This is a genomic window from Pseudovibrio sp. W64, from assembly GCF_001623145.1.
Lineage (GTDB): Bacteria > Pseudomonadota > Alphaproteobacteria > Rhizobiales > Stappiaceae > Pseudovibrio.
Window position 1 is genome coordinate 275,168 of the sequence record NZ_LMCI01000002.1, and the last position, 24,945, is coordinate 300,112.

The following is a 24,945-nucleotide window of genomic DNA, read 5'->3' on the forward strand; positions in this document are numbered from 1 at the left end:
GTTTGATTGGCCTCAATCAAACCGAACGCACTTTAGGAGAAGAAGCGCTCAGTGATCTGCAGCATGATCTGATGACCACCCCAAACGCCAAGGATCGCTACACAACCAGACAGAACTGGTGGAGCGGGAATAGGCAGTTTGATTGCGGTGAAGATCGCTCCAATAATGAAGCCAGCAAGTGTTGACATAAGCAGTTCAGCCATGGTGTCTCCCGTTAATTCTTTCTTATTGTTCAGAAAACTCTGTTTTCTTTGAACTACAGCCCTTGCTTTTACTGCGCGCCCATACCCCTGCAGTCCCCTGAGTGTATGACCGAAAACCGTGAAGGACAGCCAGCTAAGGTCCTTGAATATTCAGGTCGCCCGACAAGGCGGACCCTACCCTGTAATTGCACTTTTAACGCAAAAAAAATCATTTGCAGAAAAAATATTCAAAATGCGATCAGTTGCCGCACTGTCATTTTCATTAGTTCATTTAAATCAATATGTTGGACAGCAATCATTTATGTTAGTTCTGCGCAAAACTCCTGCATCTTCTTGCAGAACTTCTACTTATCGCCATTTTCATGAGCTCAGAATTGTGTTGTCAGCCCACCTCTCTGCCTTTACGTTAAAGTCAACATAAGCGCCTTTGCGGTCCTTTACTGGTATTCGCTCAGGCCTGCAGCTCGACGCTTTTTTGTTGCACGACCATTCTTTTGGAATGCAGTGCGAGGGGGAATAAAATGGCAGAGTATAATGTGACGGCGCTGGCTATTCCGCTGTTTCTGTTTTTTATGCTGATGGAATACGCCTACCTGCGCATGAGCGGGCGGGACCTGCACCGGTTTAGCGATAACATTGCCAGCCTTTCCATGGGCATTTGCCTGCTGGTTTCAGATGCGCTGCTAAAAACCTTTACATTCTCGGTGTTTATCTGGGCGTGGTCGTCCTATCGGCTGTTTGACTTTGGCTCGACCAGTTGGGCTACATGGGTCCTGTTCTTCTTTGGCGTGGACTTCTGTTATTACTGGTTCCACCGCATTGCACACACCTACAATTTTCTTTGGGGCGCCCATGTGGGGCATCACCAAAGTGAGGAGTATAACCTGACCACGGCGCTGCGGCAGAGTGCGTTTCAGTATGCGTTCTCGTGGGTCTTCTATCTGCCTCTCGCTTTCCTCGGCTGCCCGCCGGAAGTGTTCCTTGTGCAATTTATGCTGTTGAAGGCCTATCAGTTCTGGCTACACACCCAGGCGATTGATCGTATCCCCCTTATGGAAGGTGTGTTTTCCACGCCCTCAAGCCATCGTGTCCACCATGCCAAGAACCCGATTTACATCGACAAGAACTTCGGCGGCACGCTAGTGATTTGGGATCGGATGTTTGGCAGCTGGCAGCCGGAGGAGACAGAGCATCCTTGCCATTATGGCACCACAACGCCGCTGAAAACGTGGAATCCGGTGAAAGCCAACTTGCAGCACTGGTCCATGCTGTTTCGCGATAGCCTTCATACGCGCAGCTGGTGGGACAAGGTCCGGCTGTGGTTCAAACCAACGGGATGGCGACCAGAAGACAGGCGGCGAAACACCAGTAAACTGCAGAAAACAGGTGTCACCAATCGCCCAAAATTTGATCCGGAGATCTCACCGCTGACCAAGCTGTATTGTGGCATTTCATTTGCGTTGCTGGTGCTGCTGGTGACCATGTTTATCTTCCTGTCCCCACAACTGAGCGCGCGGGAGCTGGCGTTTGGTGTCGCGCTTATTCTGGCTGGTCTCGTGATGATCTCGCAGTTTCTGGAGGGCAAGTATCAACTGCGCTTTGTTGAGGTCGCACGCGTACCAGCTCTGCTCTGGTTTCTCACCGTGCTTTGGACTTTGCCGATTTCGACGCAGGTCTCGCAGCGGATGGATGTTGCAAAAGGGATTTTGCCTGAGATTAAACTCTCTGAAGAAACAACGCTTTCTGCACTGCCGTGGCTGGAGAAGCCAGCGGTTTTGGATGGCAGCACACCCGCGGTGCAGCAGGTGACGTGGCATCCTGACGGGGAGCAAGGACAGCTGGAATATACGCTGCGCTATGAGCTTTCCTCTTTCCCGGAGCATGTTGCGAACATCATATCAGCTCGCAACGCGCTGGAAGAAAGCAGTCGGGTCTGGTTGCAGGAGCAGCTTTAGGCGGTCCTCTTATCCCCCATGCGGGGCAGTGACATAGGGAAGGTGTCCGGATTTGATCCAGAGCTTGGCGCCCTCTTCTCCTGCTGTGATGTTGAGGTCATAGCCGATGGGTACACGGAGCCAAGCGTGTTCGGGAAGGTCCTCTCCATCTTCGGTGATTGAACCCTCCAGCACGAAGATTTCTGCTCCGCCGTCAGCCTCAACCGCGTGGTTTGCACCTGCTTGCCAGTGCTCCATGCGCACGTTCTCACGTTCATCCTGAAACAGAGGCGAGACGGCGACGCCTTCGCGTGTAGCATCGTTTACGCGGCCAAGTTTGTTGGTGTCCACGCGCACATGGGTGCGGTCTGCAAGGTCGAACTGCCAGAGTTTGACGAGGATGGTGCAGCCAGGTTCAGAGGCTGGTGTGTGTTTGGATTCAGGTGGGTTGCGGATGTAGGAGCCAGCCGGGAAATCCCCGTGCTCGTCCTGAAATACTCCCGCCAGAACAATGAACTCTTCCCCGCCTGTATGAACATGTTCAGAGAAGTGGCTGCCGGGTGCGAAGCGAACAACGGTGGTTGCTCGTGCAACTTCATCTCCCAAACGATCAAGCGGCCTGCGCTCAACGCCTTTCATTGGGGACGCGACCCAAGGAATATCGTCGCTGAACTCAACCACTCGCTTTGAAAAATCACCGTTGATCTTCACTGAAGCCTCCATCACATGATGCTCTCAAGTTAAGCACTCTTGCCGCTCATTTACAGATGTTAGCGTGCTGTTAGGGATCACTTCATTGTTAAGCTGTTTGTTGCATTCCGTTCCCAGCAGTCCCTTGTTAGGCTTCCGGCGATTTTCTGATGCACTGCGCTGTGCAACTACGGGACGCCTCACCATGAGCCTGCTGGCAGATTTACTTTCTACCCTTTTCGATCGTCGTTATGTTTTTATGGGCAAGCGGGATGAGCGCCCCCTTACCGAGCTTTGCAATGCCTTGATGAGCAGTCAGGGAGACGTTTCCGGTGCTGCCATTGCCCACGAGATTCTGGATGGCTACGCCACCACAGATACTGAGGGAAAGCGGGCGTTTTTTGAGCATTTGAACCGTGAAATGGACATCGATCCAGATAAGCTGGAGACCGTTGTTTCCAGTTATAAAACAGAGCGGACGGAGGCCAATTACCGAAAGCTGGTGGAAGCTGCGGAGCCAAAACGGCAGGAGTTGGCGCGGCGGCTCAATCAGGTTCCTGGTGCCACTCATCAGCTGGTGCATATGCGCAAGGACTTGCTGGGTTTCATGAAGGAGCAGCCGAATCTGGCGCGCACTGATCTGGATTTCCAGCACCTGTTCAACTCGTGGTTCAACCGTGGTTTTCTGGTGCTGCGACCTATCAGCTGGGATAGTCCGGCGCAGATACTGGAAAAAATCATCGCCTATGAGGCCGTGCATGCCATTGACAGTTGGGATGATTTGCGCCGTCGCTTGCAGCCGGAAGACCGGCGGTGCTTTGCCTTCTTCCATCCCTCATTACCAGATGAGCCGTTGATCTTTGTTGAAGTGGCGCTGACCAAGGGGGTGCCCTCCTCCATCCAAGGCGTGCTTGCAGAAGAACGGGATATTGTGCCGGTTGATGAGGTGGATACGGCGGTTTTCTACTCGATCTCCAACTGTCAGAGCGGGCTGGCCGGTGTTTCCTTTGGCAACTCGCTGATCAAGCAAGTGGTGCAGGATCTTTCGCGTGAGCTTAGCCAACTGAAAACGTTTGTGACGCTGTCCCCGCTCCCTACTTTCTGCAAGTGGGCCAAAGAGCAAGAGATTGAGCTGCCGGAGACTGATGCAGCCCTTAAAGAACTCGCTGCTTATTACCTTCTTGAAGGCAAGCGGAAGAACGATATGCCGTTTGATCCGGTGGCTCGGTTCCATCTTTATAACGGCGCGCTGGTGCATGACGTGCATGTGGGAGCGGATACTTCTGAGAACGGCAAAAAGCAATCGGCGGGGGTGATGGTGAACTACCTGTATGATCTACAGAAGATCTCGCAGAACCACGAAGTGTTTGCGAATAAGAAGGAAATCGTGGCCTCCAAACGGGTGCAGGCGCTTGCTAAGGCTGGTGTGGTGCAGACAGCATCGCAGCCCAAGAGCGATGTTGCCTAGCCGACAATCTTTCGGAGTGCTTTGTTCAGCGGGGCAAGCCTGCGCGGCATGGGCAGGTAGACATCCTCAAACAGCTTCTTGTAGAGCTGAACCGTTTTCGGGTCCGGCTGAAACACTTCGTTTTGCCGTGTCATGGCCTTCATGGCCTGCGTGAAGTCAGGGTGGACCCCAGCACCTACGCTCGCGGCAATGGCAGCGCCCAGACCAGCAGTTTCAAAGGTATGCGGGCGCTCGGTGGGCAGGCCAAAGATGTCTGCGGTGATCTGCATGATGGCGTCAGACTGAGAGCCGCCTCCGGAGACACGCAGGACTTTGATCTTCTCACCGCTTTTGCGCTCGATCCGCTTCAGACCACGATGCAGTTCCAGCGTGATACCTTCAATGATAGCCCGGTAGATATGGCCTCTGGTGTGCACATCTCCAAAGCCGATAATCGCGCCTTTCACTGGCGTGGAGCGTCCGTTATCGCGGCCCCATTTGGGCAATAGAGTCAGGCCATGGGACCCGGGAGGTGTGCTGTTGAGCAGGTCGTCAAAGAATACTTCGACCGGACTGCCAATCTCTTTGGCTTTTTCCTGCTCCGGGTGGCCAAACTCTTCCTTGAACCAGTTGACCATCCAGTACCCCAGAATGACGGAGGTTTCTGGTGTGAACATACGCGGCATGCCGCCAGCATAGGCAGGTAGAGGGCGCTCCACCTCAAAGTACTTTCTGGAATGAATGGTCGCCGTTGCCCGTGTGCCGTAGCTGAGGCAACCAACGCTGGCATCCACTGCGCCGCAGCCGACGGCTTCACATGCCTTATCAGCAGCTGCGGAGATGACCGGCAAACCTTCTGGCAGTCCAGTGTGCTGGGCAGCTTCTTCACTCACATAGCCGATTGGATTTCCGGGTTCTATGAGCTCTGGTAGGTGGCTGCGCTTAAAGGCGAAGAGCTTCCAGAGAAAGTGCTTATCACTCGCCCATTGCTGCTTTTTGTAGTCATAGGGAATGTAGCCAACCTGAGCGCCTGTTGAATCGCGAAAAAGGTCTGTCAGCTTGAAGTTGAGATAGCCGGAAACCTGCAGGAACTTATAGGTTTTCTTCCAAATTCCGGGCTGGTTGACTGCGATCCAGTTCACTTCACATTCGCTACGTACGCTCTTGATAGATCGGGACAAGCCTGCCACGCCAAAGATTGTTTTCCAAAGCAGTGGCAATGGTTTCTGCTGGTCTTCAATGCGCTCGTCCATCCATGTGATGGCAGGGCGCAGAGGGATGCCTCTCTCATCAACTGAGATTTGCGTGCCGCGCTGTGTGGTGACACTCATGGCTTTGACGGCAGCAGGATCAGCTCCTCTATCCCACAGCTCACGGCAGCAGCGACCCAGCAGCTCCCACAGGATAAGCGGATCAATCTCTGACCAACCGGGATTGTCACTTCGATAATCCGTAATCGGCTTTTGTACCTTGGACAGCAGCGTCCCGTCTGGAGAGAACAGCAAGGCGCGGATGCTCTGGCTGCCGCAGTCGATGGCGAGAAGCGTTTCCGTCATCCTGCTGCCACCTCTTGCATCATTTCTTGCTCTTGGGGAGCGTGGGTTGTTGGCAAGCTGTAGTGGTCTCGCCAAATCTTCTGATATCGCGACCACTCATCCTGCCATTTGTCCATGGACCACCCCAGTTTTACTCTCAGCCGTGTTTCCAGCTCGTCAGCCAATGCTGCCCCGCCTTCTTCCAACACTAAGCCAATTCGTGTGCGGCGCAAAAGGAGATCGTCCAAATGCACGACTTCTTCATGCATGACAGCCCACTCAAGCTCTGTCCAAATGCGGTTTGTGCCGCTGATGAAGGAAAGACCCTTGGGAGACATTGCTGCGATAAGTGTCGGAAAATCAGCGCCATAGTAGCCTTGTAATCGCTTGAGTTCGGCTTCTGGTAACCCGATACTGTCCTTCGTTTCAATGGGAGGTTCGAACACACACTCACCTGCCCGCGCAGTGCTCTTGCTTTCCAGATAGGTCTCACAGGTTTCCAGCACTTGCTCGGCCATTACACGGAAGGTGGTGAGCTTTCCGCCTGTCACCGTGATGATGCCATCATCATCCCACACCACATGGTCGCGTTTGGCTTTTGACGGATGCAGTTCTTTAAGGTCAACGCCTTCATTGCCTACGATTGGCCTGACGCCAGACCATGTTGAAATAACGTCTTTCTCAGTAAGCTTTGTGCCGGGGAAGTTGTGGTTGGCACCATCAAGCAGATACGCTACCTCCTCCGATTTGATAGTGGCTTCCTGATCCAGATCCTCAGAGTGATCTAGATCGGTCGTCCCGATTACCGTACGGCCCAACCACGGGTAGATGAAGACGCCGCGCTTGTCCTGCGGGTGCAGATAGGTCAGGCATTGATGCACTGGCATACGCCAGGACGGGACGACTATATGACTGCCCCGTAAAGGGCGAATGCGTTTGGCCTGGCCCAGTTGCTCGCGCAGGCCATCCGCCCAAACCCCGGTCGCGTTGATGACTGTTTTGGTTGAGATGGCAAAGACTTCGCTGGTTTCCTGATCTTGCACTTCAAGGAGTTTTGGTCCTTCCCCCTCACTATGGACCATCTTCACAGCAGCATAGTTGAGCGTGGTTGCACCGCTGCGTCTGGCATCAGCAAGGACGCGCAGGACAAGGCGGCTGTCATCTGTGAGGGCATCAGTATATTGCGCTGAGCCCAGCAAACCATGTTCATTGAGCCCCGGTAACGCGGCGATGGTCTGATCGCGGTCCAGATATTTGTGGTCGCGTTTTCTGGCGAAGTATCCGTAGATGTTGAGAAGGACAGAGAAGGCGCGACGGGTTGGGAACTGCTTTTCGCGGAACGGAAAAAGATAGCTCATGGGTTCGATGAGACCTGGGGCTTCCTTCATCAGCCTTTCACGTTCCCGTACAGATTCCCGTGCCAGCCGGAACTCGCCCTGAGACAGGTACCGTAAGCCGCCATGCACCATTTTGGAGGAGCGGCTGGACGTGCCCCATGCATAATCCTGTTTTTCCAGCAGCAGAACATCGAGCCCAGTTCTTGCTGCCATCAATGCAACACCGGCTCCGGTGATGCCACCGCCAACAACAACCATGTCCCACGGCTTGCTGCGCTCTTTTGTGAGTGACAGCTTTTCGTGCCTGCTAAGTTGTCCTGTATTCGCCATTGCCCCCTCCTCCAATATTGAGAGTTATGCGGGTTCTGTGTTGCCTACGGTTTCCTCGAAGATCAGAACACCGGGGTTCATGCGGTGGTCTGGGTCAAAGTTGTTGCTGAGGGCTTTCAGAGCACTCATGCCCAGCACGCCTTTTTCCGCTGGCAGATACGGCGCGTGGTCACGTCCGACACCATGCTGGTGGCTGATGGTTCCGCCGTGGGCAACCACGGTTTCAGATGCGACTTTCTTGATGATTTTCCAGCGTTCCAGTGTCTCTTCATAGGTGCTGGCAACTGGGAACAGATAAGTGGTGTATGCGCTGGAGCCTTGCGGATAGACGTGAGACAGATGCGTGAAAGCGAACACGGGAATGCCTTGTTCCTTCAGTGCTTTGGTGACGCTCTGTTCAACCACGTTGATGTATGGACGCAGGGCTGACCAGTCCATTGCCGTTTCAAAGGTATCGACGCCCACACCATGTTCCCATAATGGGTGGCGCAGGTATGGTCCTTTGAAGCGGCCTTCCTTCCATTTGTCGCCCAACATCTTGGAAAGAACGCGCTTGGCGCCGTGCTGCTTCAGGCAGGTGTTCGCAAGTTTCTGGTTTACGGAGACTTGCTTCTTTGATCCTGTCAGCCCGAATGTGAGCATGCATTTCTGGTCAGTCAGGCCCTTGAGCTTGAAGAGCATGTTGAGCTTGGAGAGCTTCTTCTCCGGCACAGCCAGTTTCAGGCTGACGTCGGTTTCCGTTGCATTGCTCAGGCGCATCATGGAGAGCGGAATGCGGCCTTGCGTGATGGCCTGCACTGCTGCAACACCGCTTTCCCAATCCGGCATGAAGACCGTGTAGAACTGCTCGGTTTCAGCCAATGGTGTGACGCGTAGTTTTACTTCAGTCAGGATGCCAAGTGTGCCTTCAGAGCCGAGCACCATTTCCCGCAGATCAGGGCCAGCAGATGATGCGGGGAGACTTGGAATTTCCAATGTTCCCTTTGGCGTTTCCAGCGTGCCACCCGCAAAGAGCTGCTCAATGCGGCCATACCGCAGAGATTGTTGGCCAGAGGAACGCGTGACGACCCAGCCGCCTGCGGTGGAAAGCTCAAAGCTTTGCGGGAAGTGGCCGAGTGTATAACCGATGGCTGCCAGTTGGGCTTCAAGATCCGGCCCGCGTACGCCAGCTCCGAAAGTCGCGATCTGGCTTTCCTTGTCGAAGTCCAGCAGGCGATTCATACGCGTGAGTGCGATGGTAATCTGCGGTTTCTCACTGGCAGGACATGCCAGATGGCCGACAACGGACGTGCCTCCGCCATACGGGACGAGGATCACATCTTGCTGTGCTGCCCAGTCCATAAGCTCACGGATTTGCTGGGAGGTTTCCGGAAAAGCGACTGCATCGGGGATGTTTTCAAACTTGCCACTGCGCATTTGCAGCCAATCTGAGAAGCTCTGCCCAGATGCATGCCTGATGCGCGTTGAGGGCGTTTTATCCAGTAAGGGATGGTCTGGTGCGCGAGACGCCGGAACACGCTCAATGGCGCTTTGCAAGGTGGCGTCAGATAACGGATGTGTCTCGCCTAAAAGCTCTGCGATCAAGGCCTTAGCAAAATCGGCCAGCTCCGCCTGGTGCGTATCATCGCCCCAACCGTTCCATCTTCTCATCTTCGTCGCTCCCCCACACGTATAAACTGTGCTGCGTGACGCATGCTACACAGAGTTTACGCATAGGGAAACTATGCAAGTGGATTATTTTGAGTGATGGCTAAAATACGCCGCGTTACACGATAATTTTCTGGCTCATCTGTTTGCCGACCCCAAAAACGCGCTTATAGCGTTCAATTTCTTCTCGTGATCCCATAGCCTTATTGGGATTGTCGGAGAGCTTGACCGTTGGTTTGCCGTTTGCAGAAATGGCTTTGCAGACCAATGAGAACGGCGCCAAGGCATCTTCTGGCACCAGCCCGCGGAAGTCGTTGGTAAGCATGGTTCCCCAACCAAAACTGCAACGAACGCGACCGTGGAACTTGCGCTGGAGGTGAGCAATCATGTCTTCGTCCAACCCATCAGAGAAGATGACGCGCTTTTGCGTTGGATCTTCACCGCAGGCTTTCCACCATTTGATTGCTGCTTCTGCGCCTTTGACTGGGTCACCGCTGTCGATGCGGATGCCTGTCCAGGAGGACAGCCAGTTCGGAGCGCGTTTCAGGAAGCCTTCGGTCCCGAACGTGTCTGGCAAGATAATGCGCAGATTGCCATCGTGCTCTTCCTGCCAGTCATTCAGCACCTGATACGGGGCGTCGGCAAGTTCCTCGTCACTTTCTGCCAGAGCGGAATAGACCATCGGCAGTTCGTGCGCGTTGGTGCCGATTGCTTCTACTTCGCGGCGCATGGCGATCAGGCAGTTGGATGTGCCGACAAACTTCTTGCCGAGGCCTTCCATCATGGCCTGCACGCACCAGTCCTGCCACAGATAGGAGTGGCGGCGGCGGGTGCCAAAATCTGCCAGTGACAGGTCTTCAACCTTGCGCAGGCATTCGACTTTTTCCCAGAGTTTGGTCATGGCGCGGGCATACAGGACCTGTAGCTCGAACCGGCCCATGTTTTTGAGCACGGCCCGGGAGCGCAATTCCATCAGCACAGCGAGAGCCGGGACTTCCCAGAGCATCACGGCAGGCCAGTCGCCTTCAAAGGTGAGCTCGTACTGGTCGTCTTTGACTTCCAGATGATAGGGCGGCAGGCGCAGGTTTTCGAACCACTCCAGAAACTCGGCGCGGAACATGGACCGCTTGCCGTAGAACATGTTGCCGCGCAGCCATGTGCTTTCCCCGCGAGACAGGGAGAGCGTGCGGATGTGGTCCAGCTGGTCCCGAAGTTCCTTTTCATCAATGAGCTTTGCCAGTGGAATGTGCTGCGCTCTGTTGATGAGGCTGAAGGTGACCTGCGTGTTCGGCTTTTTCAGAAAGACCGACTGTGCCATGAGCAGCTTGTAGAAGTCGGTGTCGATCAGGGAACGAACAATCGGATCGATTTTCCAATTGTGGTTATAAACGCGGGAGGCAATATCAATCATTGTGCAACCATCTCGCCAGAGAATTTGACGCCGTGGCTTTGCATCTCATTCAAAGCCTCTTTCAGGGATCCGTTGAGGTCAATCGCTCTGCAGGCATCCAGATGCACAATCACGTTGAACCCCAGCTTTGCTGCATCCACGGCTGAGAAACGCACGCAGAAATCCGTGGCCAGACCAACCATGTGTAGCGTATCGACACCGCGCTCGCGCAGGTAAGCCGACAGGCCGGTTGGGGTGGTGTGGTCGTTCTCGAAGAACGCGGAGTAGCTGTCGATGTGCGGGCGGAAGCCTTTGCGCAGGATAAGGTCCGCGCTGTCGGTCTTCAGGTCTTTGTGAAAGGCTGCGCCGTTTGTGCCCTGCACGCAATGGTTTGGCCAGAGAACCTGCGGGCCATAAGGCATATCGGTCATATCATAATGCTGCTTGGCATCGTGATTATCCGCAAAGGATTTATGATGCTGCGGGTGCCAGTCTTGCGTCAACACTTTGACGGCAAAGTCGTTTTGCAGCTCATTGACCAAGGGGACGATCTGCTCACCGTGCTTCACAGCCAGAGCTCCGCCCGAACAGAAATCGTTCTGAATATCAATCATAATCAGAGCTTCGTTTGCCGGTCGTGTCATGGTTGCTTCCTGTTCGCGATGAGTAGTCCTGTATGAGTTTCGCAGAGCAAAATGCGAGGACGTTTAGATACACCGAAGTGGCCAGCGCGAAATATTGCGATAATCTCCGCCAAACTCAAGCAAAATATGCGGGATTAATCAGCAACCAGAGGTAAAATCTATAATTTAGGCAATGTGTGTCTTGGCCGCCTTACTCAAAGGGCAGTTTTATGCACAAGTCACTGCGGGTACTCCGTCAGGATGACTGCTTCCAAAAGGCGAACTGAAAGCCGACAACGAGCTGACGAAGGCCGATGGCGGCTCCAGCGATGATGGAGAGCATGACGACAGGCGCGCTGACTGCGAGTGTCGAGAAGGCTGATATGCCCTGCCCGATGGTGCAGCCCAAAGCAATCACTCCGCCAGTGCCCATCAAAAAACCACCGAGGATCTGCCGCCTGAGTTCGCGCGGGTCGTCACAGGCTTCCCATCTGAAATGGCCTTTTATGAGTGAACCAAGAAACGCCCCGCTGAGGACGCCGATGACTGAGCCGACGGCAAAAGACAGGCCACCACCAGATGCGGTCATGAGATACATAAGGGTATCGCCCACCGGAACTGTGAAGGAATGGCTGGCCACTGCAACTTCCTCAAAGCTTTCTTCAAAGAGATAGCTGGTTGCAACCCAACCGAAGAGGACCGCGACAGCGACAGCCAATGAGGCAATAATAGCTTTGGGACTTTGGCGGAACTCTTTGTTGCTGACAGCGAAAAGGCTAATGGCTCCGGCAATGACCAGGGCGATTGTCAGTTCGGAAAGCTCCAGCCGTTGGGCAAGAGCGTGCGCAATGCCTGTTGAGCTTGCATCCGAGACTTCGGTCGGGAACAGGAACACACGCAGGTAGGCTGTTGGGCCACCTACGGCCATGGCCGCTGAAATGGCGATCACCAGGGAGAGCACGAAGTACCGCATATCTCCGCCGCCCAAGCGTGCCAATGCACCGAAACCGCAGGAGCCAGCCATTGCCATGCCATAGCCAAACATCAGGCCGCCGACGATGCAGGCGAGCGGGTCCCAGCTTTGGGTGAGATAGATGGTTTGGTCCAGCGCGATCAGACCAAGATCCGCCAGCAGAAACGTCGATGCGATGGAGATGGCAATGGCGAAGGCCCACATGCGCATGCGCAGCCATTCTTTGCCATAAAGGGCGTCTTCAATTGCGCCAAGTGTGCAGAAGCGGCCAAGACGTGCAGCAAGGCCAAGCAAAACACCACCCGCAATGCCTGCGAGTGCCGCCAGAATATCCTCGGACATTTGATCCCTCCCAAGACCAAAACGCCGGAGCTTAAATATTACTTATCGCTGTTTTCTTCGGTGCAGAACAACTCGAAAATCAGGTCCAGAACCCGAGCAGCGCGTTCATCCTTGAGGCTGTAATAGACTGCCTTGCCGTCCCTTCGGCAATTTACCAGACCATCCAGGCGCAAACGTGCAAGTTGCTGACTGACCGCAGACTGACGAGACGACAGAAGCTGCTCCAGCTCTGTTACAGACTTTTCGCCCGTAACGAGATGACACAGGATCATCAATCGGCCTTCGTGTGTCAATGCTTTCAGGAAATCAGTTGCATCCTTGGCATGGCCGACCATGCGCTCGATGTCTTCTTCTTTCATCCCACGTTCAATCATGGGTATAGCCATTAAACCAAATCCTGCAGACCAGTCGGAACGGAATGGCAAGGTCAGCTAAAGTTGAATAAATTAAAGCTGACCTTGCAGCACACCTTTGAAGTGGTGGCATACGCTGAATGCAATCATTTTTCAACCATTGCACGGCGATTACCTTTTAGAAGTCCAGCAAATCCGAGATTTCCTCTAGGCCACTTTGGGCACATTCCTCATCAACTTTTGGAGAGGGCGCACCGGAGACACCAATTCCGCCAACAATAGCACCTGCAGATTCGACTGGGAGGCCACCACCCAATGCCACAGCACCCGGGATGTCACGCAGACCTGCCGACAGATTGCCTGCCTTGATCTCCTGCTGAATTTCCAGTGTAGATCCGCGGAAACTGACAGCCGTCCATGCTTTTCCGCGTGCTGTGTCGACTGTATGAACGCCAGCATAACGATCCCGGATTGCCGCTTGTGTCTGGCCGAAGCGGTCAACGACAACAGCAGAGATCTGATAGCCGCCTTCACGGCAGGCTTCCATGGTGGCGACGGCAAGCTTCATAGCGATTTCCGGCTTCAATGACTTGAAGCTGACAAAGGCGGATTCATCTTCGGCCTGCGCAACGCTGAAGCCTGCGGACATTGCGAGCAATGCCGCCCCTGTGATGAATGATTTCATGGAGTTCTCCCAACTGAATTATGCCCCGGACTGGCCGGGAAAGATGAATTTCTTTTCAATATTGTTATTGAGCAGACTGAAGCATCTGGTTCAGGGCGGGGTAGAAGAAGTCTTCTCCCGGGTAACCTTCAATCCGCTGGACTTCGGCGCCGTCAATTAAAAGGATGAAGGTTGGCGTAAACCGCGCCTTTCCTTTCAGGGTCACGTCTTTGGGAATCGGATCGTCAATATCCATCCGCATCAAAGGGGCTTTTTGCCCCTCCTCTGTTTTGCCGTAGGCGCCACCAATATCCTCTTCCCAGCGTTCACACCAAGGACAGATTTCGTCCTCGACCATGAGCAATTTCATGGTCGAACCAGCCGCTTGAGCGCTGCTGAAAAGAAGGGCGAAAATGACAAATGAGATCCAACCAAAATTGCTCATGATATCCACGATTGACATTTTAAAATCTATGATATCTAAATATTCTAATAATAGAATGTGTTTTTAGCAAGTGCCCATATGTATCCAGATCTAACTATCATTGCGGCGGGGAGCGCGGGGTTACTCTCGTTCCTATCGCCTTGTATTTTACCAATTGTGCCGTTCTACCTTTGCTACATTGCAGGCATTGGAATGAACGAGCTCTCCGGTGACAGGGTGACCCCTGCCATCCAGCGACGTGTTGTTTTTACGTCGTTTTTCTTTGCTGCCGGTATTCTCACAATCTTTGTCGGCCTTGGTGCAACGGCAACGGTCTTCGGCCAGTTGCTGCGAGACTGGTTTGATGTGCTGCGCTACATGGCTGCTGCTGTCATCTTCATTCTCGGCCTGCATTTTGTCGGCATCATCCGGCTCAACCTGCTGCTGAGAGAAGCCCGGCTCGACAGCTCTTCGGCCCCGGCTGGAATCATTGGCGCTTACTTTGTGGGACTGGCTTTTGCCTTTGGCTGGACACCCTGTGTTGGTCCGGTTCTGGCAACTATTTTGTTCACGGCTGGCGCCAGTGATGATGTTTCTCAGGGCATGTTGCTGCTGTTTGCGTATGGGGTTGGCATGACGTTGCCGTTCATTCTGGCAGCTGTTTTCTCAAAGCCATTCCTGAGTTTCATGGGCCGTTTTCGAAAGTACCTTGGTGCCATAGAAAAAGGCATGGGCGTGCTTTTGATTATTTTTGCGGTGTTGATTGGGACGAACACCGTTTCCTGGATTGCAGAGCAAATGATTGAGTATGCGCCAGGATTGACATCTTTAAGCTGAGGCGTTTCCGCGTCCTGAAACCATAGAGGGGTTCTTGGGAGCGGTGCGTTATGGGAGGGATCGATGCTTAAAAAATTAATGCTTGCTGCAGCGATGATTTTCGCCAGCATGACACTGAGCTTTGCTGAGGTTGGAGAGGACGGTCTCCATAAACAGCCATGGCTTCGCCTTACCTTCAAAGACCTTAGAGAGGACCTTGCTGCTGCCAATGAAGAAGGCAAACGCATGGTTATTCTCTTTGAGCAACGCGGCTGCATTTACTGTTCGCGCTTGCATAAGAATGTCTTCAGCGACCCGGAGGTTCGCAAATTCATTGAAGACAACTACTTCGTGGTTCAGATGAACCTGTTTGGCGATGAAGAGGTGACGGACTTCGACGGGGAAGTTCAAACCGAGAAGAACATCGCACGTCGCTGGGGCGTTGTGTTCACGCCCACCTTCCTGTTCCTACCTGAAGAGGTTGGGACTGGCAAAACAGCAGGGACTGCCTCTGTGCAGACCATGCCTGGTTCATTTGGAAAATGGACCACCCTCAACATGCTCCGCTGGGTCAAACAGAAGGGCTATGAGGGCGAAGAACATTTTCAAAAATTTCATGCACGTGAATTTTTGAAACAAAAAGCAGCCTCAGAATAGCGTTTTCACTCAATTACTTAGACTAAGGTCGATATATTAACATATTCAATTATGTGAATTTTAAGTTGAGTGTTTCTACGTATCTGAGTAGCATAAAAATATTGAATCGCTGTAATTGGGAGGGAGCAATGAAGGCGATTGCCAAAACTATAGCGGCTGCAACGCTGCTAATTTCAGGAAGTGCCGTTGCCGGAGTTGTTGCTCCAGGTGACGTTCAATTTGTCGAGGCGGCTGTGCCGGTGTCTTTGACCGGTGCGGTTGGTGATCCAGCCAAAGGACGGGAATGGTTCGCCAACCGGAAACTGGGAAACTGCCTTGCCTGTCACGCGAATGATGATCTTGCTGAAGAGCAGTTCCACGGAGAGATAGGTCCGTACCTTGAGGGTATCGGAGACACCTATACCGAAGCGGAATTGCGGGCGATTGTTGTCAACTCGAAGGAAGTCTTCGGGGAAGCGACCATTATGCCTGCCTTCTACAAGAGCGAAGGTTTGAACCGCGTGGCAAAGAAGTTTGCGGGAAAGACCATTCTTTCAGCAGAACAAGTTGAAGACATCGTCGCTTATCTGGCGACTTTGAAAGAATAGGCGCGTTTGCCTTGAGCGTGCTGCGTTGCTGACCGGTTACGCATCACGCTCAGAATTATTGCTTAAGCGTATTTTCCCAAAGAGTGCTCAGCGCCTGTTGGGGAGATACGCTCCAAGGAGGATTTTTAATGACTGTTACCAGACGTGAAGCGCTTGGTTTGGCAGTGGGAGGCGCAGCCGCTCTGACGACATTGCGTTTTACCGCGCCGGCGTTTGCAGCAGGCAATGCTGTTGAAGATGCAATTGTGGAGTTCACTGGCGGCGCAAAGCCGGGAAGCGGTGACATTACCATTGGTGCGCCAGAGATTGCTGAAAACGGGAACACTGTTCCGATTGAAGTATCTGCGCCGGGTGCAGCCTCCATCATGCTGCTTGCAGCAGGCAACCCGAGCCCAGGTGTTGCGACATTCCACTTCAGCGCTCTTTCCGGTGCTCAGGAAGCCAAGACCCGTATTCGCCTTGCGAAAACGCAGGACATTGTCGCCATTGCAAAGATGCCGGACGGGTCCGCCATCATGACAAAGCGTAGTGTCAAGGTCACCATCGGTGGCTGTGGCGGTTAATCAGAAAAGGCATTGAGAAACACATGGCAAAGGTAAAACCACGCGTCAAAGTGCCTAAGAAGGCAAGCGTAAACGAGGTCGTGACCATCAAGACACTGATCTCGCATCCGATGGAATCTGGTCAGCGCAAGGATAAGAAAACCGGCGAGACCATTCCACGAAAGATCATCAATAAGTTTGCTGCCAGCTTCAATGGCGAGCCCGTGTTCATGGCAGATATTGAACCTTCTGTTTCTGCAAATCCTTACATCGAGTTTCAGATGCGGATTCCAGAGTCTGGAGCGGTTCGGTTTGAATGGACCGATGATGACGGCTCGGTCTACGACATGGAAAAGAAAATCACGGTCGCCTAGGCAGCCATTCTTTGGGAGGAGAAGGGTATGAAAAGGACGGTTTCAATACTCGCTGGGGGGCTTCTTTTCGGCACACTTAGCACTGCTGCGCTTGCTGATGACGGACGCGAACTTGTCATCGACGGCGAAACAATTGCAACCACTGCTGTTCCGGCGGATGACCATCCACTGGACGAGCTGATTTCAGGTTGGCGTTTTCGCTCTGCTGAAACTCAGGCACTGCAAATGGATGATTTCGAGAATCCAGCATTTGTGGCCATTGAGTATGCAGAGGAAATTTGGGAAACGCCCGCCGGAAAATCCAATCAGTCCTGCGCGGATTGTCATGGAGATGCGGATAACTTTACCGGTTTGCGGACCAAGTTGCCGCGCTGGAATGACGAGATGGGCAAGCCTGCCACCATGGAAATGCTGATCAATGCGTCCATCGAGACACATCAGGGAGCAGAGCCGTGGAAATGGGAGAGCGCCGAGATGCTGGCCATGACGGCTCTGATCGGTTTGCAATCTCGTGGCATGCCGGTTGCCATGAAGACTGACGGACCGATTGCGGACTGGGTCAAGAAGGGTGAAGAGCTTTACTACACCCGTGTTGGCCTGCTGAATATGGCCTGTGCCAACTGCCACGAAGACAATTACGGCAACATGATCCGTGCTGACCATTTGAGTCAGGGTCAGATCAACGGGTTCCCGGTGTATCGTCTGAAGTGGGGCGGACTTGGGTCCATTCATCGCCGGTTTAAAGGCTGTATGGATCAGGTGCGGGCTGAGCCTTACAAACGCGGCAGTGATGAGTTCATTGCTCTGGAAGCTTATGTAACATCTCGCGGGATGGGACTTTCAGTCGAGACCCCATCTGTTCGTAACTAAGTGATTTTGGAGGTTGCTCACTTATAGCAACCTCCTGATCTAAAACAATTTTCGAAATTCTAATAACCTACGGAGGGTGCGGAGATGATCTCGCGCCGTGATTTCTTGCAGGCTGGTGTCGCTGCAGCCGCTATTTTTGGGGCTGGTAGTTTTCCAGTGCTGGCCGCGCGTCAGGCCCTGACACAGAACCAACTTCTGGACTTCAAAACCACCGGCAATGTGACCATCATCCACTTTACGGATTGTCATGCGCAGGTGAAGCCTGTCTGGTTCCGTGAACCCTCCGTGAATATTGGTGTGGGTGCCCAAAAGGGATTGCTGCCGCACATCACTGGTCAGGACCTGCTGAAGGCGTTCAACTACCAGACCGGAACGCCGGAAGCCTATGCCCTCACCTCTGAGGATTTTGTCTCACTTGCACGCAGCTACGGCAAGATGGGCGGGTTGGACCGGGTGTCGACTATCGTGAAATCGATCCGGGCAGAACGTCCAGATGCGCTGTTCCTTGATGGTGGTGATACATGGCATGGGTCCATGACGGCCACGAAGACCCAAGGTCAGGACATGGTCAACCTAATGAATGCCTTGAGCCCCGATGCGATGACCTCGCACTGGGAATTCACATACGGCATTGACCGGGTGAACGAGATTGTTGAGGAACTACCCTTCCCGTTTTTGGGTGCCAACATCTTTGACAATGAATGGGACGAACCAGCGTTTGAACCCTACAAGATTTTCGAGCGCGGCGGTGCCAAAGTTGCAGTGATCGGGCAGGCCTTCCCGTATATGCCAATCGCCAATCCGGGCTGGATGTTCCCGAACCTTTCCTTCGGCATCCGCGAAGCACGTATTCAGGAAATGGTTGCGGAAGTGAAGCAGGAAGGCGCTGATGTTGTTGTCCTGCTCAGCCACAATGGTTTTGATGTAGACCGCAAGGTGGCACAGCAAGTTTCCGGCATTGACGTGATCCTGAGCGGTCACACTCATGATGCGGTGCCGGAGCCGGTGAAGGTCGGTGAGACCATGATCATCGCATCTGGCTCCAACGGTAAGTTTGTGTCTCGTCTGGATCTTGACGTCGACAAGAACGGCATCAAAGACTTCACTTACAAGCTGATCCCGGTGTTCGCCGATGTGATTGCTCCCGACCCTGAGATGGCAGCTCTGATAGAGAAAGAGCGCGCGCCGTTTAAGGAAGAGCTGGAAGAAGTCATCGGCACCACAGACAGCCTGCTTTATCGACGGGGCAACTTTAACGGCACGTGGGATGACCTGATCTGTCAGGCGCTGATTGAGGAGCGGGAAGCGGACATTGCGCTGTCTCCGGGCTTTCGCTGGGGCCCCTCCCTGCTGCCGGGTGACAACATTACCCGCGAAGACATCCACAACGCCACCAGCATGACCTACCCGAATGCTTACCGCTCCGAGATGACTGGTCAGTACCTGCATGAGATTCTAGAGGACGTGGCCGACAATCTGTTCAACCCGGACCCGTACTACCAGCAGGGTGGCGACATGGTTCGCGTGGGCGGCATGGGCTACTCCATCGACGTTTCCAAGCCAGTGGGTGAGCGCGTGACCAACATGACGCTGCTGAAAACCGGCAAGACCATTGATCCTGCCAAGACCTATGTGGTTTCGGGTTGGGCCTCTGTTGGTGAGGACACCGAAGGGCCTGAGATCTGGCAGGTGGTTGAAGATTACATCAGCCGCAAAGGCACCATCACAATGGACCCCAATTCTACCGTTCGCGTCACAGGCGTGTGAGGCGAACCCTTACGGATTTTGAGATGACGAGTAATTGACATGAGTGAAAGACTAAAGTCACCTACCCGCCGAAACCTCCTGAAAAGCGGGGCCTTGCTGAGTGGAGCTGCCTTGACTGGCGCTGCACTTCCGGCACGGGCGAATGACCCGGCCATCACCAATCTGCAGCCATGGATGCAGGAGCTGGGAGACGGTGTTGATGCCATGCCTTATGGCGTGCCCTCGCAATATGAGGCGCATGTGAAACGGCGCACTGTGGAATGGCTGACGGCTGACCGCGTAAGTTCGATCAACTTTACCCCGTTGCATGAGCTGGACGGAATCATCACGCCGAACGGCCTGTGCTTTGAGCGGCACCATGGCGGGGCTGCTCATATTGATCCTGCCCAGCATCGTTTGATGATCAACGGTCTGGTGGACAAAGAGCTTGTGTTCACCATGGAGGACATTCTGCGCTTCCCACGGGAGAACCGGATCTACTTTCTGGAATGTGCGGCTAACTCCGGCATGGAGTGGCGCGGGGCGCAGCTTAACGGCTGTCAGTTCACCCATGGCATGATCCATAACGTGATGTACACCGGCGTTCCACTGCGGTTGCTGCTGGAAGAAGCTGGCCTGAAGACCAACGCCAAGTGGTTGATGCCGGAAGGCGCTGACGCCTCTGCCATGACCCGCTCCATTCCTTTGCAAAAGGCTTTGGATGACTGCCTTGTCGCCTTTAAGATGAACGGTGAGGCGTTGCGTCCCGAGCAAGGCTACCCGCTGCGACTGGTGGTTCCGGGGTGGGAAGGCAATATGTGGATCAAGTGGCTGCGCCGCATCGAGGTGGGCGACGAGCCGTGGCACCACAGGGAAGAGACCTCCAAATACACTGACCTGATGGAAAACGGAAAGGCGCGACGGTTTACATGGGAAATGGACTGTAAGTCCATCATCACCAATCCAAGCCCTCAGGCCCCTATTTTGCACAAGAGCGGTCATACGGTCCTGACTGGTCTGGCATGGTCTGGTCGCGGCACTATCCCGCGCGTGGACATCACGTTGGACGGCGGCAAGAACTGGCATGCTGCCCGAATGGATGGCCTGAGCTTCGACAAGTCCATGCATCGCTTCTATTTCGAGTTTGACTGGGATGGAAAGCCGCTGCTGCTGCAATCGCGTGCGCATGATTCCACGGGCTATATCCAGCCAACGAAAAACGAGCTTCGCGCTGTTCGCGGCGAAAACTCCATCTACCACAACAACGGAATCCACACCTGGTACGTTAGCGAAAATGGTGAGGCGGAAAATGTTGAAATTTCTTAGTGTTCTTGCGACTGGAACGCTGCTGCTCACCAGCGCGGCGACAGCCGGTTCTTTCAATATTGGCCGTGCAGCCACCCCTGCTGAAGTGGCCGCATGGAATATTGATGTACGCCCTGATGGACAGGGATTGCCTGCCGGGCGCGGAAACGTGGAGCAAGGTGAAGAGATTTTTGCCGAGCGCTGCGCCGTGTGCCACGGTGACTTCGCAGAGGGTGTTGATCGCTGGCCGGTTCTTTCCGGCGGGGACGGTACACTGACATCCGATCGTCCGGTTAAGACCATCGGCTCTTACTGGCCGTATCTCTCAACCGTGTTTGACTATGTGAACCGTGCCATGCCGTTTGGCGAGGCTCAGTCTTTGAAGCCAGATGAAGTCTACGCCATCACGGCCTTCCTGCTTTACGCCAACGATCTTGTTGAGGATGACTTTGAGCTGAGCCAGGAGAACTTCACCTCCGTTCGCCTGCCAAACGAAGACGGTTTTTACATGGATGATCGCGAAGAGTCGCCGGTCTTCAAGAAACGCGATGTCTGCATGAAAGACTGCAAAGCGGACGTGAAGATCACTGCACGGGCTCAGGTTCTGGATGTGACACCGGAAGAGACGAAAGCAGCTGAGGAAGCAGCAGCAGCACCTGAAGAACCCAAAGCCGAAGTTGTGGCTGCCGCAGAACCAGCACCAGTTGCAGAGCCTGCTCCGGAGCCCGTTGTTCTTGATGATGCACTCATCAAGAAGGGCGCCAAGGTTTTCAAAAAATGTAAGGCCTGCCATCAGGTTGGAGAGAAAGCCAAGAACAAGGTTGGCCCGATCCTGAACGATATCATCGGTCAGCAGGCGGCTGTGGTTTCCGGCTTCAAATACTCCAAGGCCTTGAAAAAGCTCAATGGCGACGGCCTTGTCTGGTCTGATGAAAATCTGGATGTTTTCCTGACCAAGCCGAAAAAGTTTGTGAAGGGCACCAAAATGACATTCGCTGGTTTGAAGAAGGAAAAAGACCGCATTGCGCTCATCGAATTCCTGAAGAGCCACTCCCAATGAGAGCGTTGATACCTGCCCTCGCCCTCACACTTGGCTTTCTGTCAGGGGCAACTTCGGTTGCCTCTGCTCAGGATATTGCGCGCGGTGAACGCCTGTTTAATGCTTGTTTGCGATGCCACGATGTTGGCAAGGATGCCAAGAACCGCATTGGCCCTCACCTGAATGGTGTGTTTGACCGGAAGGCTGCAACCATTGAAGGCGCGACATATTCAAAGGCCATGAAGCGTGCTGGCGCTGATGGCCTGCACTGGACAATCGACACGCTGAACATCTACATTCAAAACCCTAAGAACCTCGTCTCCGGCACACGCATGAACTACCGGGGAATGAGAAAGGAAAAAGATCGCTCTGATCTGCTCGCTTATCTACGCCAGTTTTCCGTGAGCCCTGCCAACATTCCAGAGGCTTCTGCCAGCCTTTTGCAGCAGGATGCTCCAAGTCTTCACGAAGAAACTTATCTGGACGGAGATGCTGAATATGGCGAATATCTATCAGGTGAATGTACCAGTTGCCATCAATCCAGCGGAGCGGACAAAGGGATCCCTTCCATCACGGGCTGGTCGCAACCAGACTTTGTGATTGCGCTGCGGGCCTACAAAAAGGGACATAGACCTCATCCCGTCATGCAGATGATCGCCAAACGGCTCTCGGAGGAGGAGATTGCTGCGCTGGCGGCTTATTTTAAAGAATTGCATTAGAGCGGGGCCTTTTTGACTGGCTTTGCTCAAATAATTGTTTTCACGCGTATTCCTATCAAAACCGGAGATACTTCCGGGCATACGCTTTAGGGGAGGAATTGACATATGAGACTGAACCGACGTCGTTTTTTAGGGACTGCAGCTGCAAGTGCGGCACTCTTGTCCTCTCCTATTGCCCTGGGGCAAAAGCGGCCCCGTGTGGTCATCATTGGCGGCGGTGCTGGCGGGGCGACTGCAGCCCGCTACATTGCCAAGGATTCTGATGGTGCGATTGAGGTGATCCTCATTGAACCTTCCCGCACTTACTACACCTGCTTCTTCTCCAACCTGGCCATTGGCGGTTTCCAGCCTATGTCCAAGCTGGCACACTCCTACGGCACGTTGGCCAGTGAGTATGGCGTAACCGTCGTGCATGATTGGGCCTCTGACGTGGACCGTGAGAAAAAGGTGGTTCGGCTCGCAGGCGGCGATGCCATCTCCTATGATCGCCTTGTCCTGTCTCCGGGTATCGACTTTGTAAAAGGGGCGATTGAAGGCTGGGATGTGACTGCCCAGACCAAGATGCCTCACGCCTATAAAGCTGGTACACAGACCCAGCTGCTGAAGGCGCAGGTTGAGGCTATGCCGGAAGGTGGCACCTTTGCCATGGTTGCTCCACCTAACCCGTACCGCTGTCCTCCCGGCCCCTATGAGCGCGTCTCCATGGTTGCTCATGTGCTGAAACAGCGAAACCCGACTGCCAAGATCCTCATTCTTGATCCAAAGGAGAAGTTCTCCAAGCAAGGCCTGTTCATGGAAGGCTGGGAGAACCACTACGCAGGCATGGTGGACTGGCTGACCGACGAGTTTACCGGAGGTGTTCAGCGTGTTGACCCGAACACCATGGAAATTGTGCTGGAAGACGAGACCATCAAAGCGGATGTTTGCAACGTGATCCCGGCGATGCAGGCTGGCAGCATCGCACATCAGGCAGGCCTGACCAACGAGGCGGGTTGGTGTCCGATCGTTCCGGCAACACTGCAAAGCCAGATAGATGAGAACATTCATGTGCTTGGTGATGCGACCCAGAACGGTGATATGCCAAAGTCCGGCTATTCTGCCAACAGCCAGGCCAAAGCTGCCGCCATGGCGATCCGTCACGCCCTCACCGGCTCCCGCGCCTTCAAACCGCGGTTCTCCAACACTTGTTGGTCGCTGATCTCACCAGACAACGGCGTGAAGGTTGGCGCAAGCTATGTGGCCACGGATGAGAAGATCGCCAAAGTGGACGGCTTCATCTCCCAAAACAACGAGGACGACGCCCTGCGCAAGCAAACCTTTGAGGAAAGCCTCGGCTGGTACGCTGGCATGACTGCGGACATGTTTGGGTAAGGAACTGGGTTGCGGAGTGCTCAGCGGGTTTGAGGTGATGCTGAAAGGACTGCTGAGCACCTTGTTAATGGCGGCCGAACTGGGCTGAAGTGAGTTGAACACCTGCTTATGTGTGGGACGCTTGATCTGGCTGGTTCCTCAGAGCTGCGGGCACGTACCTGCTTGCTTGTGAGAGCTGTACCTGTGGGGCCAACCAGCAATCAGCGCATTCCAGATGCCCGGCGACTGGATTGAGCGCATCTACATGCGCTGGTGGCGCGTAGCCCATGGCAACGGCAAAACCACCTACATGTGGGCGCTATCAGCCGCGACAACAGACTCTCCATCAAATACTACAGGGCCATCCCGGCGCTCCTGCATGGTATTGCCCCGGATGTTGACCAGGACCGGGATTTGCTGAAACAGCAGTTTGAATGGAATGCCCTTATCGAAGAGACGACAATGCATATGCTGGTATCACCAGTCACGCAGGCTGATGATCTTGAGTATATCACGGATGGAAGAGTACTGATCGCTGCGACTGAGAGGATAACTCAGAGTGAGCGAGAGTAGGATTGTCTGGGACTGTGAGGAGGATAAGCTGGCGGTTAGTGATGCCACTTGCCACTTCGATCCATCCGCCTGTTTTAACATATCGCAGCAATAGATATTCCCGCTCTATTCTCGGTCAGTTGCAGCACTCTGATATCCGTTAGGTTTTGAGCTCGGGGATATCTTGTTGCGAATGTTCTGCCTGCTCTTTCAAATTGTCAGCAGCATTAAGCCGATTTATCCCCGCCGTGGATAATCATCTTCCCACGCAACCAGAACCACGGTACCTGATGTTTCAGACATAACAACGCAGCTGGAACGTAAACCTTTCAAACAAACGCACATAAAAGCGCAAAGCTTAAACAGGTCGACTTTAGAGGCCTTTGGGTTCGGAAAAGTCTCGTCTGCTCTCTCCGCACCGGCTCTCTAGTGTATGTGTTAGAACGCAAAAAGCCCCCATGCTTTAAGCATTGGGGGCTTTTGTCTGATATGTTGT

At 53.8% G+C, this 24,945-nt stretch carries 26 protein-coding genes; 14 read left to right on the top strand and 12 right to left on the bottom strand.

Features of this window, described 5'->3' with window-relative positions; all coding sequences use genetic code 11:
* Positions 1-32 precede the first annotated feature (32 nt).
* Complete coding sequence (locus tag PsW64_RS02055; protein WP_057463812.1) at positions 33-203, bottom strand: XapX domain-containing protein; 171 nt, start codon at positions 201-203, stop codon at positions 33-35.
* Between the two features lie 521 nt (positions 204-724).
* Between PsW64_RS02055 and PsW64_RS02060 the strand changes: the two genes are divergently transcribed.
* The gene (locus tag PsW64_RS02060) at positions 725-2,158 is read left to right on the top strand and encodes a sterol desaturase family protein (RefSeq protein WP_063302528.1); all 1,434 of its coding nucleotides are present in this window, start codon (positions 725-727) and stop codon (positions 2,156-2,158) included.
* 9 nt (positions 2,159-2,167) lie between these two features.
* Here the strand turns inward: PsW64_RS02060 and PsW64_RS02065 are convergent, their stop codons facing one another.
* Positions 2,168-2,848 carry a cupin domain-containing protein gene (locus PsW64_RS02065; RefSeq protein WP_063302557.1) on the bottom strand — a complete coding sequence of 227 codons (681 nt, stop codon included), beginning with the start codon at positions 2,846-2,848 and terminating at the stop codon, positions 2,168-2,170.
* Positions 2,849-3,032: 184 nt separating this feature from the next.
* Here PsW64_RS02065 and PsW64_RS02070 point away from each other — a divergent pair, with 184 nt between their 5' ends.
* Complete coding sequence (locus PsW64_RS02070; protein ID WP_063302529.1) at positions 3,033-4,295, top strand: malonyl-CoA decarboxylase; 1,263 nt, start codon at positions 3,033-3,035, stop codon at positions 4,293-4,295.
* Here the strand turns inward: PsW64_RS02070 and PsW64_RS02075 are convergent.
* From PsW64_RS02075 to PsW64_RS02115, 9 genes are all read right to left on the bottom strand, one after another.
* Entirely contained in the window at positions 4,292-5,830 is a 1,539-nt protein-coding gene (locus PsW64_RS02075; protein WP_063302530.1) for an FGGY-family carbohydrate kinase, read from the bottom strand. The genes PsW64_RS02070 and PsW64_RS02075 overlap by 4 nt on opposite strands.
* On the bottom strand, positions 5,827-7,476 hold the full coding sequence (locus PsW64_RS02080; RefSeq protein ID WP_063302531.1) for a glycerol-3-phosphate dehydrogenase/oxidase: 1,650 nt from the start codon (positions 7,474-7,476) through the stop codon (positions 5,827-5,829). The genes PsW64_RS02075 and PsW64_RS02080 overlap by 4 nt, the downstream gene beginning before the upstream one ends.
* Before the next feature lie 24 nt (positions 7,477-7,500).
* The gene (locus tag PsW64_RS02085) at positions 7,501-9,126 is read right to left on the bottom strand and encodes an FAD-binding oxidoreductase (protein ID WP_063302532.1); all 1,626 of its coding nucleotides are present in this window, start codon (positions 9,124-9,126) and stop codon (positions 7,501-7,503) included.
* Between the two features lie 115 nt (positions 9,127-9,241).
* Positions 9,242-10,534: a nicotinate phosphoribosyltransferase gene (pncB, locus tag PsW64_RS02090; protein WP_063302533.1), complete on the bottom strand. Its 1,293-nt coding sequence runs from the start codon at positions 10,532-10,534 to the stop codon at positions 9,242-9,244.
* Positions 10,531-11,157, bottom strand: a complete 627-nt coding sequence (pncA, locus tag PsW64_RS02095) for a bifunctional nicotinamidase/pyrazinamidase (protein ID WP_063302534.1) — start codon at positions 11,155-11,157, stop codon at positions 10,531-10,533. The genes pncB and pncA overlap by 4 nt, the downstream gene beginning before the upstream one ends.
* Positions 11,158-11,392: 235 nt before the next feature.
* Positions 11,393-12,451 carry a YeeE/YedE family protein gene (locus tag PsW64_RS02100; RefSeq protein WP_063302535.1) on the bottom strand — a complete coding sequence of 353 codons (1,059 nt, stop codon included), beginning with the start codon at positions 12,449-12,451 and terminating at the stop codon, positions 11,393-11,395.
* 38 nt (positions 12,452-12,489) lie between these two features.
* Positions 12,490-12,837, bottom strand: coding sequence for an ArsR/SmtB family transcription factor (locus tag PsW64_RS02105; RefSeq protein WP_063287076.1), 348 nt, complete (start codon positions 12,835-12,837; stop codon positions 12,490-12,492).
* 145 nt (positions 12,838-12,982) lie between these two features.
* The gene (locus tag PsW64_RS02110) at positions 12,983-13,489 is read right to left on the bottom strand and encodes a GlcG/HbpS family heme-binding protein (protein ID WP_063287075.1); all 507 of its coding nucleotides are present in this window, start codon (positions 13,487-13,489) and stop codon (positions 12,983-12,985) included.
* A gap of 64 nt (positions 13,490-13,553) precedes the next feature.
* Entirely contained in the window at positions 13,554-13,931 is a 378-nt protein-coding gene (locus PsW64_RS02115; RefSeq protein ID WP_244272111.1) for a thioredoxin family protein, read from the bottom strand.
* Between the two features lie 60 nt (positions 13,932-13,991).
* On the opposite strand from PsW64_RS02115, the gene PsW64_RS02120 reads away from it, so the two are divergent.
* The 12 genes from PsW64_RS02120 (at position 13,992) to PsW64_RS28305 (ending at position 24,152) form a co-directional block, all read left to right on the top strand.
* Positions 13,992-14,729, top strand: coding sequence for a cytochrome c biogenesis CcdA family protein (locus tag PsW64_RS02120; RefSeq protein WP_063302536.1), 738 nt, complete (start codon positions 13,992-13,994; stop codon positions 14,727-14,729).
* A gap of 63 nt (positions 14,730-14,792) precedes the next feature.
* Positions 14,793-15,365, top strand: a complete 573-nt coding sequence (locus PsW64_RS02125; RefSeq protein WP_063287073.1) for a SoxW family protein — start codon at positions 14,793-14,795, stop codon at positions 15,363-15,365.
* Positions 15,366-15,493: 128 nt separating this feature from the next.
* Positions 15,494-15,952 carry a sulfur oxidation c-type cytochrome SoxX gene (soxX, locus tag PsW64_RS02130; RefSeq protein ID WP_057463823.1) on the top strand — a complete coding sequence of 153 codons (459 nt, stop codon included), beginning with the start codon at positions 15,494-15,496 and terminating at the stop codon, positions 15,950-15,952.
* A 128-nt stretch (positions 15,953-16,080) separates the two neighbouring features.
* On the top strand, positions 16,081-16,515 hold the full coding sequence (soxY, locus tag PsW64_RS02135) for a thiosulfate oxidation carrier protein SoxY (RefSeq protein ID WP_063287072.1): 435 nt from the start codon (positions 16,081-16,083) through the stop codon (positions 16,513-16,515).
* A gap of 23 nt (positions 16,516-16,538) precedes the next feature.
* Entirely contained in the window at positions 16,539-16,868 is a 330-nt protein-coding gene (soxZ, locus tag PsW64_RS02140) for a thiosulfate oxidation carrier complex protein SoxZ (protein WP_057463825.1), read from the top strand.
* Between the two features lie 27 nt (positions 16,869-16,895).
* Positions 16,896-17,738 (top strand): sulfur oxidation c-type cytochrome SoxA, encoded by an 843-nt coding sequence (soxA, locus tag PsW64_RS02145; RefSeq protein WP_057463826.1) that lies wholly within the window; start codon positions 16,896-16,898, stop codon positions 17,736-17,738.
* A gap of 84 nt (positions 17,739-17,822) precedes the next feature.
* The gene (gene soxB / locus PsW64_RS02150) at positions 17,823-19,505 is read left to right on the top strand and encodes a thiosulfohydrolase SoxB (RefSeq protein ID WP_063302537.1); all 1,683 of its coding nucleotides are present in this window, start codon (positions 17,823-17,825) and stop codon (positions 19,503-19,505) included.
* 39 nt (positions 19,506-19,544) lie between these two features.
* The gene (gene soxC / locus PsW64_RS02155) at positions 19,545-20,810 is read left to right on the top strand and encodes a sulfite dehydrogenase (RefSeq protein ID WP_082830983.1); all 1,266 of its coding nucleotides are present in this window, start codon (positions 19,545-19,547) and stop codon (positions 20,808-20,810) included.
* Entirely contained in the window at positions 20,794-21,849 is a 1,056-nt protein-coding gene (locus PsW64_RS02160; RefSeq protein ID WP_063302539.1) for a c-type cytochrome, read from the top strand. Before soxC ends, PsW64_RS02160 begins: the two co-directional genes overlap by 17 nt.
* Positions 21,846-22,547, top strand: a complete 702-nt coding sequence (locus PsW64_RS02165; protein ID WP_063302540.1) for a c-type cytochrome — start codon at positions 21,846-21,848, stop codon at positions 22,545-22,547. Before PsW64_RS02160 ends, PsW64_RS02165 begins: the two co-directional genes overlap by 4 nt.
* A gap of 105 nt (positions 22,548-22,652) precedes the next feature.
* Positions 22,653-23,918 carry an NAD(P)/FAD-dependent oxidoreductase gene (locus PsW64_RS02170; protein ID WP_063302541.1) on the top strand — a complete coding sequence of 422 codons (1,266 nt, stop codon included), beginning with the start codon at positions 22,653-22,655 and terminating at the stop codon, positions 23,916-23,918.
* Positions 23,919-24,026: 108 nt separating this feature from the next.
* Entirely contained in the window at positions 24,027-24,152 is a 126-nt protein-coding gene (locus PsW64_RS28305; RefSeq protein WP_275078078.1) for a hypothetical protein, read from the top strand.
* Positions 24,153-24,203: 51 nt separating this feature from the next.
* On the opposite strand, the gene PsW64_RS27520 is transcribed toward PsW64_RS28305, so the two are convergent.
* Positions 24,204-24,365 (bottom strand): hypothetical protein, encoded by a 162-nt coding sequence (locus PsW64_RS27520; RefSeq protein WP_193757738.1) that lies wholly within the window; start codon positions 24,363-24,365, stop codon positions 24,204-24,206.
* Positions 24,366-24,945 lie beyond the last annotated feature (580 nt).

What these genes read in the sequence shown, in the direction of transcription:
- PsW64_RS02060 (WP_063302528.1), top strand. Translation starts at nt 725, where the DNA reads ATGGCAGAGTATAATGTGACGGCGCTGGCTATTCCGCTGTTTCTGTTT.
- PsW64_RS02110 (WP_063287075.1), bottom strand. Translation starts at nt 13,489, where the DNA reads ATGAAATCATTCATCACAGGGGCGGCATTGCTCGCAATGTCCGCAGGC.
- soxY (WP_063287072.1), top strand. Translation starts at nt 16,081, where the DNA reads ATGACTGTTACCAGACGTGAAGCGCTTGGTTTGGCAGTGGGAGGCGCA.
- soxA (WP_057463826.1), top strand. Translation starts at nt 16,896, where the DNA reads ATGAAAAGGACGGTTTCAATACTCGCTGGGGGGCTTCTTTTCGGCACA.
- soxC (WP_082830983.1), top strand. Translation starts at nt 19,545, where the DNA reads ATGAGTGAAAGACTAAAGTCACCTACCCGCCGAAACCTCCTGAAAAGC.
- PsW64_RS02075 (WP_063302530.1), bottom strand. Translation starts at nt 5,830, where the DNA reads ATGACGGAAACGCTTCTCGCCATCGACTGCGGCAGCCAGAGCATCCGC.
- PsW64_RS02120 (WP_063302536.1), top strand. Translation starts at nt 13,992, where the DNA reads ATGTATCCAGATCTAACTATCATTGCGGCGGGGAGCGCGGGGTTACTC.
- PsW64_RS02100 (WP_063302535.1), bottom strand. Translation starts at nt 12,451, where the DNA reads ATGTCCGAGGATATTCTGGCGGCACTCGCAGGCATTGCGGGTGGTGTT.
- PsW64_RS02170 (WP_063302541.1), top strand. Translation starts at nt 22,653, where the DNA reads ATGAGACTGAACCGACGTCGTTTTTTAGGGACTGCAGCTGCAAGTGCG.
- PsW64_RS28305 (WP_275078078.1), top strand. Translation starts at nt 24,027, where the DNA reads ATGTGTGGGACGCTTGATCTGGCTGGTTCCTCAGAGCTGCGGGCACGT.
- PsW64_RS02165 (WP_063302540.1), top strand. Translation starts at nt 21,846, where the DNA reads ATGAGAGCGTTGATACCTGCCCTCGCCCTCACACTTGGCTTTCTGTCA.
- PsW64_RS02070 (WP_063302529.1), top strand. Translation starts at nt 3,033, where the DNA reads ATGAGCCTGCTGGCAGATTTACTTTCTACCCTTTTCGATCGTCGTTAT.
- PsW64_RS02085 (WP_063302532.1), bottom strand. Translation starts at nt 9,126, where the DNA reads ATGAGAAGATGGAACGGTTGGGGCGATGATACGCACCAGGCGGAGCTG.
- PsW64_RS27520 (WP_193757738.1), bottom strand. Translation starts at nt 24,365, where the DNA reads ATGCATTGTCGTCTCTTCGATAAGGGCATTCCATTCAAACTGCTGTTT.
- PsW64_RS02160 (WP_063302539.1), top strand. Translation starts at nt 20,794, where the DNA reads ATGTTGAAATTTCTTAGTGTTCTTGCGACTGGAACGCTGCTGCTCACC.
- soxZ (WP_057463825.1), top strand. Translation starts at nt 16,539, where the DNA reads ATGGCAAAGGTAAAACCACGCGTCAAAGTGCCTAAGAAGGCAAGCGTA.
- PsW64_RS02105 (WP_063287076.1), bottom strand. Translation starts at nt 12,837, where the DNA reads ATGGCTATACCCATGATTGAACGTGGGATGAAAGAAGAAGACATCGAG.
- PsW64_RS02115 (WP_244272111.1), bottom strand. Translation starts at nt 13,931, where the DNA reads ATGTCAATCGTGGATATCATGAGCAATTTTGGTTGGATCTCATTTGTC.
- soxX (WP_057463823.1), top strand. Translation starts at nt 15,494, where the DNA reads ATGAAGGCGATTGCCAAAACTATAGCGGCTGCAACGCTGCTAATTTCA.
- PsW64_RS02125 (WP_063287073.1), top strand. Translation starts at nt 14,793, where the DNA reads ATGCTTAAAAAATTAATGCTTGCTGCAGCGATGATTTTCGCCAGCATG.
- PsW64_RS02055 (WP_057463812.1), bottom strand. Translation starts at nt 203, where the DNA reads ATGGCTGAACTGCTTATGTCAACACTTGCTGGCTTCATTATTGGAGCG.
- pncA (WP_063302534.1), bottom strand. Translation starts at nt 11,157, where the DNA reads ATGACACGACCGGCAAACGAAGCTCTGATTATGATTGATATTCAGAAC.
- PsW64_RS02080 (WP_063302531.1), bottom strand. Translation starts at nt 7,476, where the DNA reads ATGGCGAATACAGGACAACTTAGCAGGCACGAAAAGCTGTCACTCACA.
- soxB (WP_063302537.1), top strand. Translation starts at nt 17,823, where the DNA reads ATGATCTCGCGCCGTGATTTCTTGCAGGCTGGTGTCGCTGCAGCCGCT.
- pncB (WP_063302533.1), bottom strand. Translation starts at nt 10,534, where the DNA reads ATGATTGATATTGCCTCCCGCGTTTATAACCACAATTGGAAAATCGAT.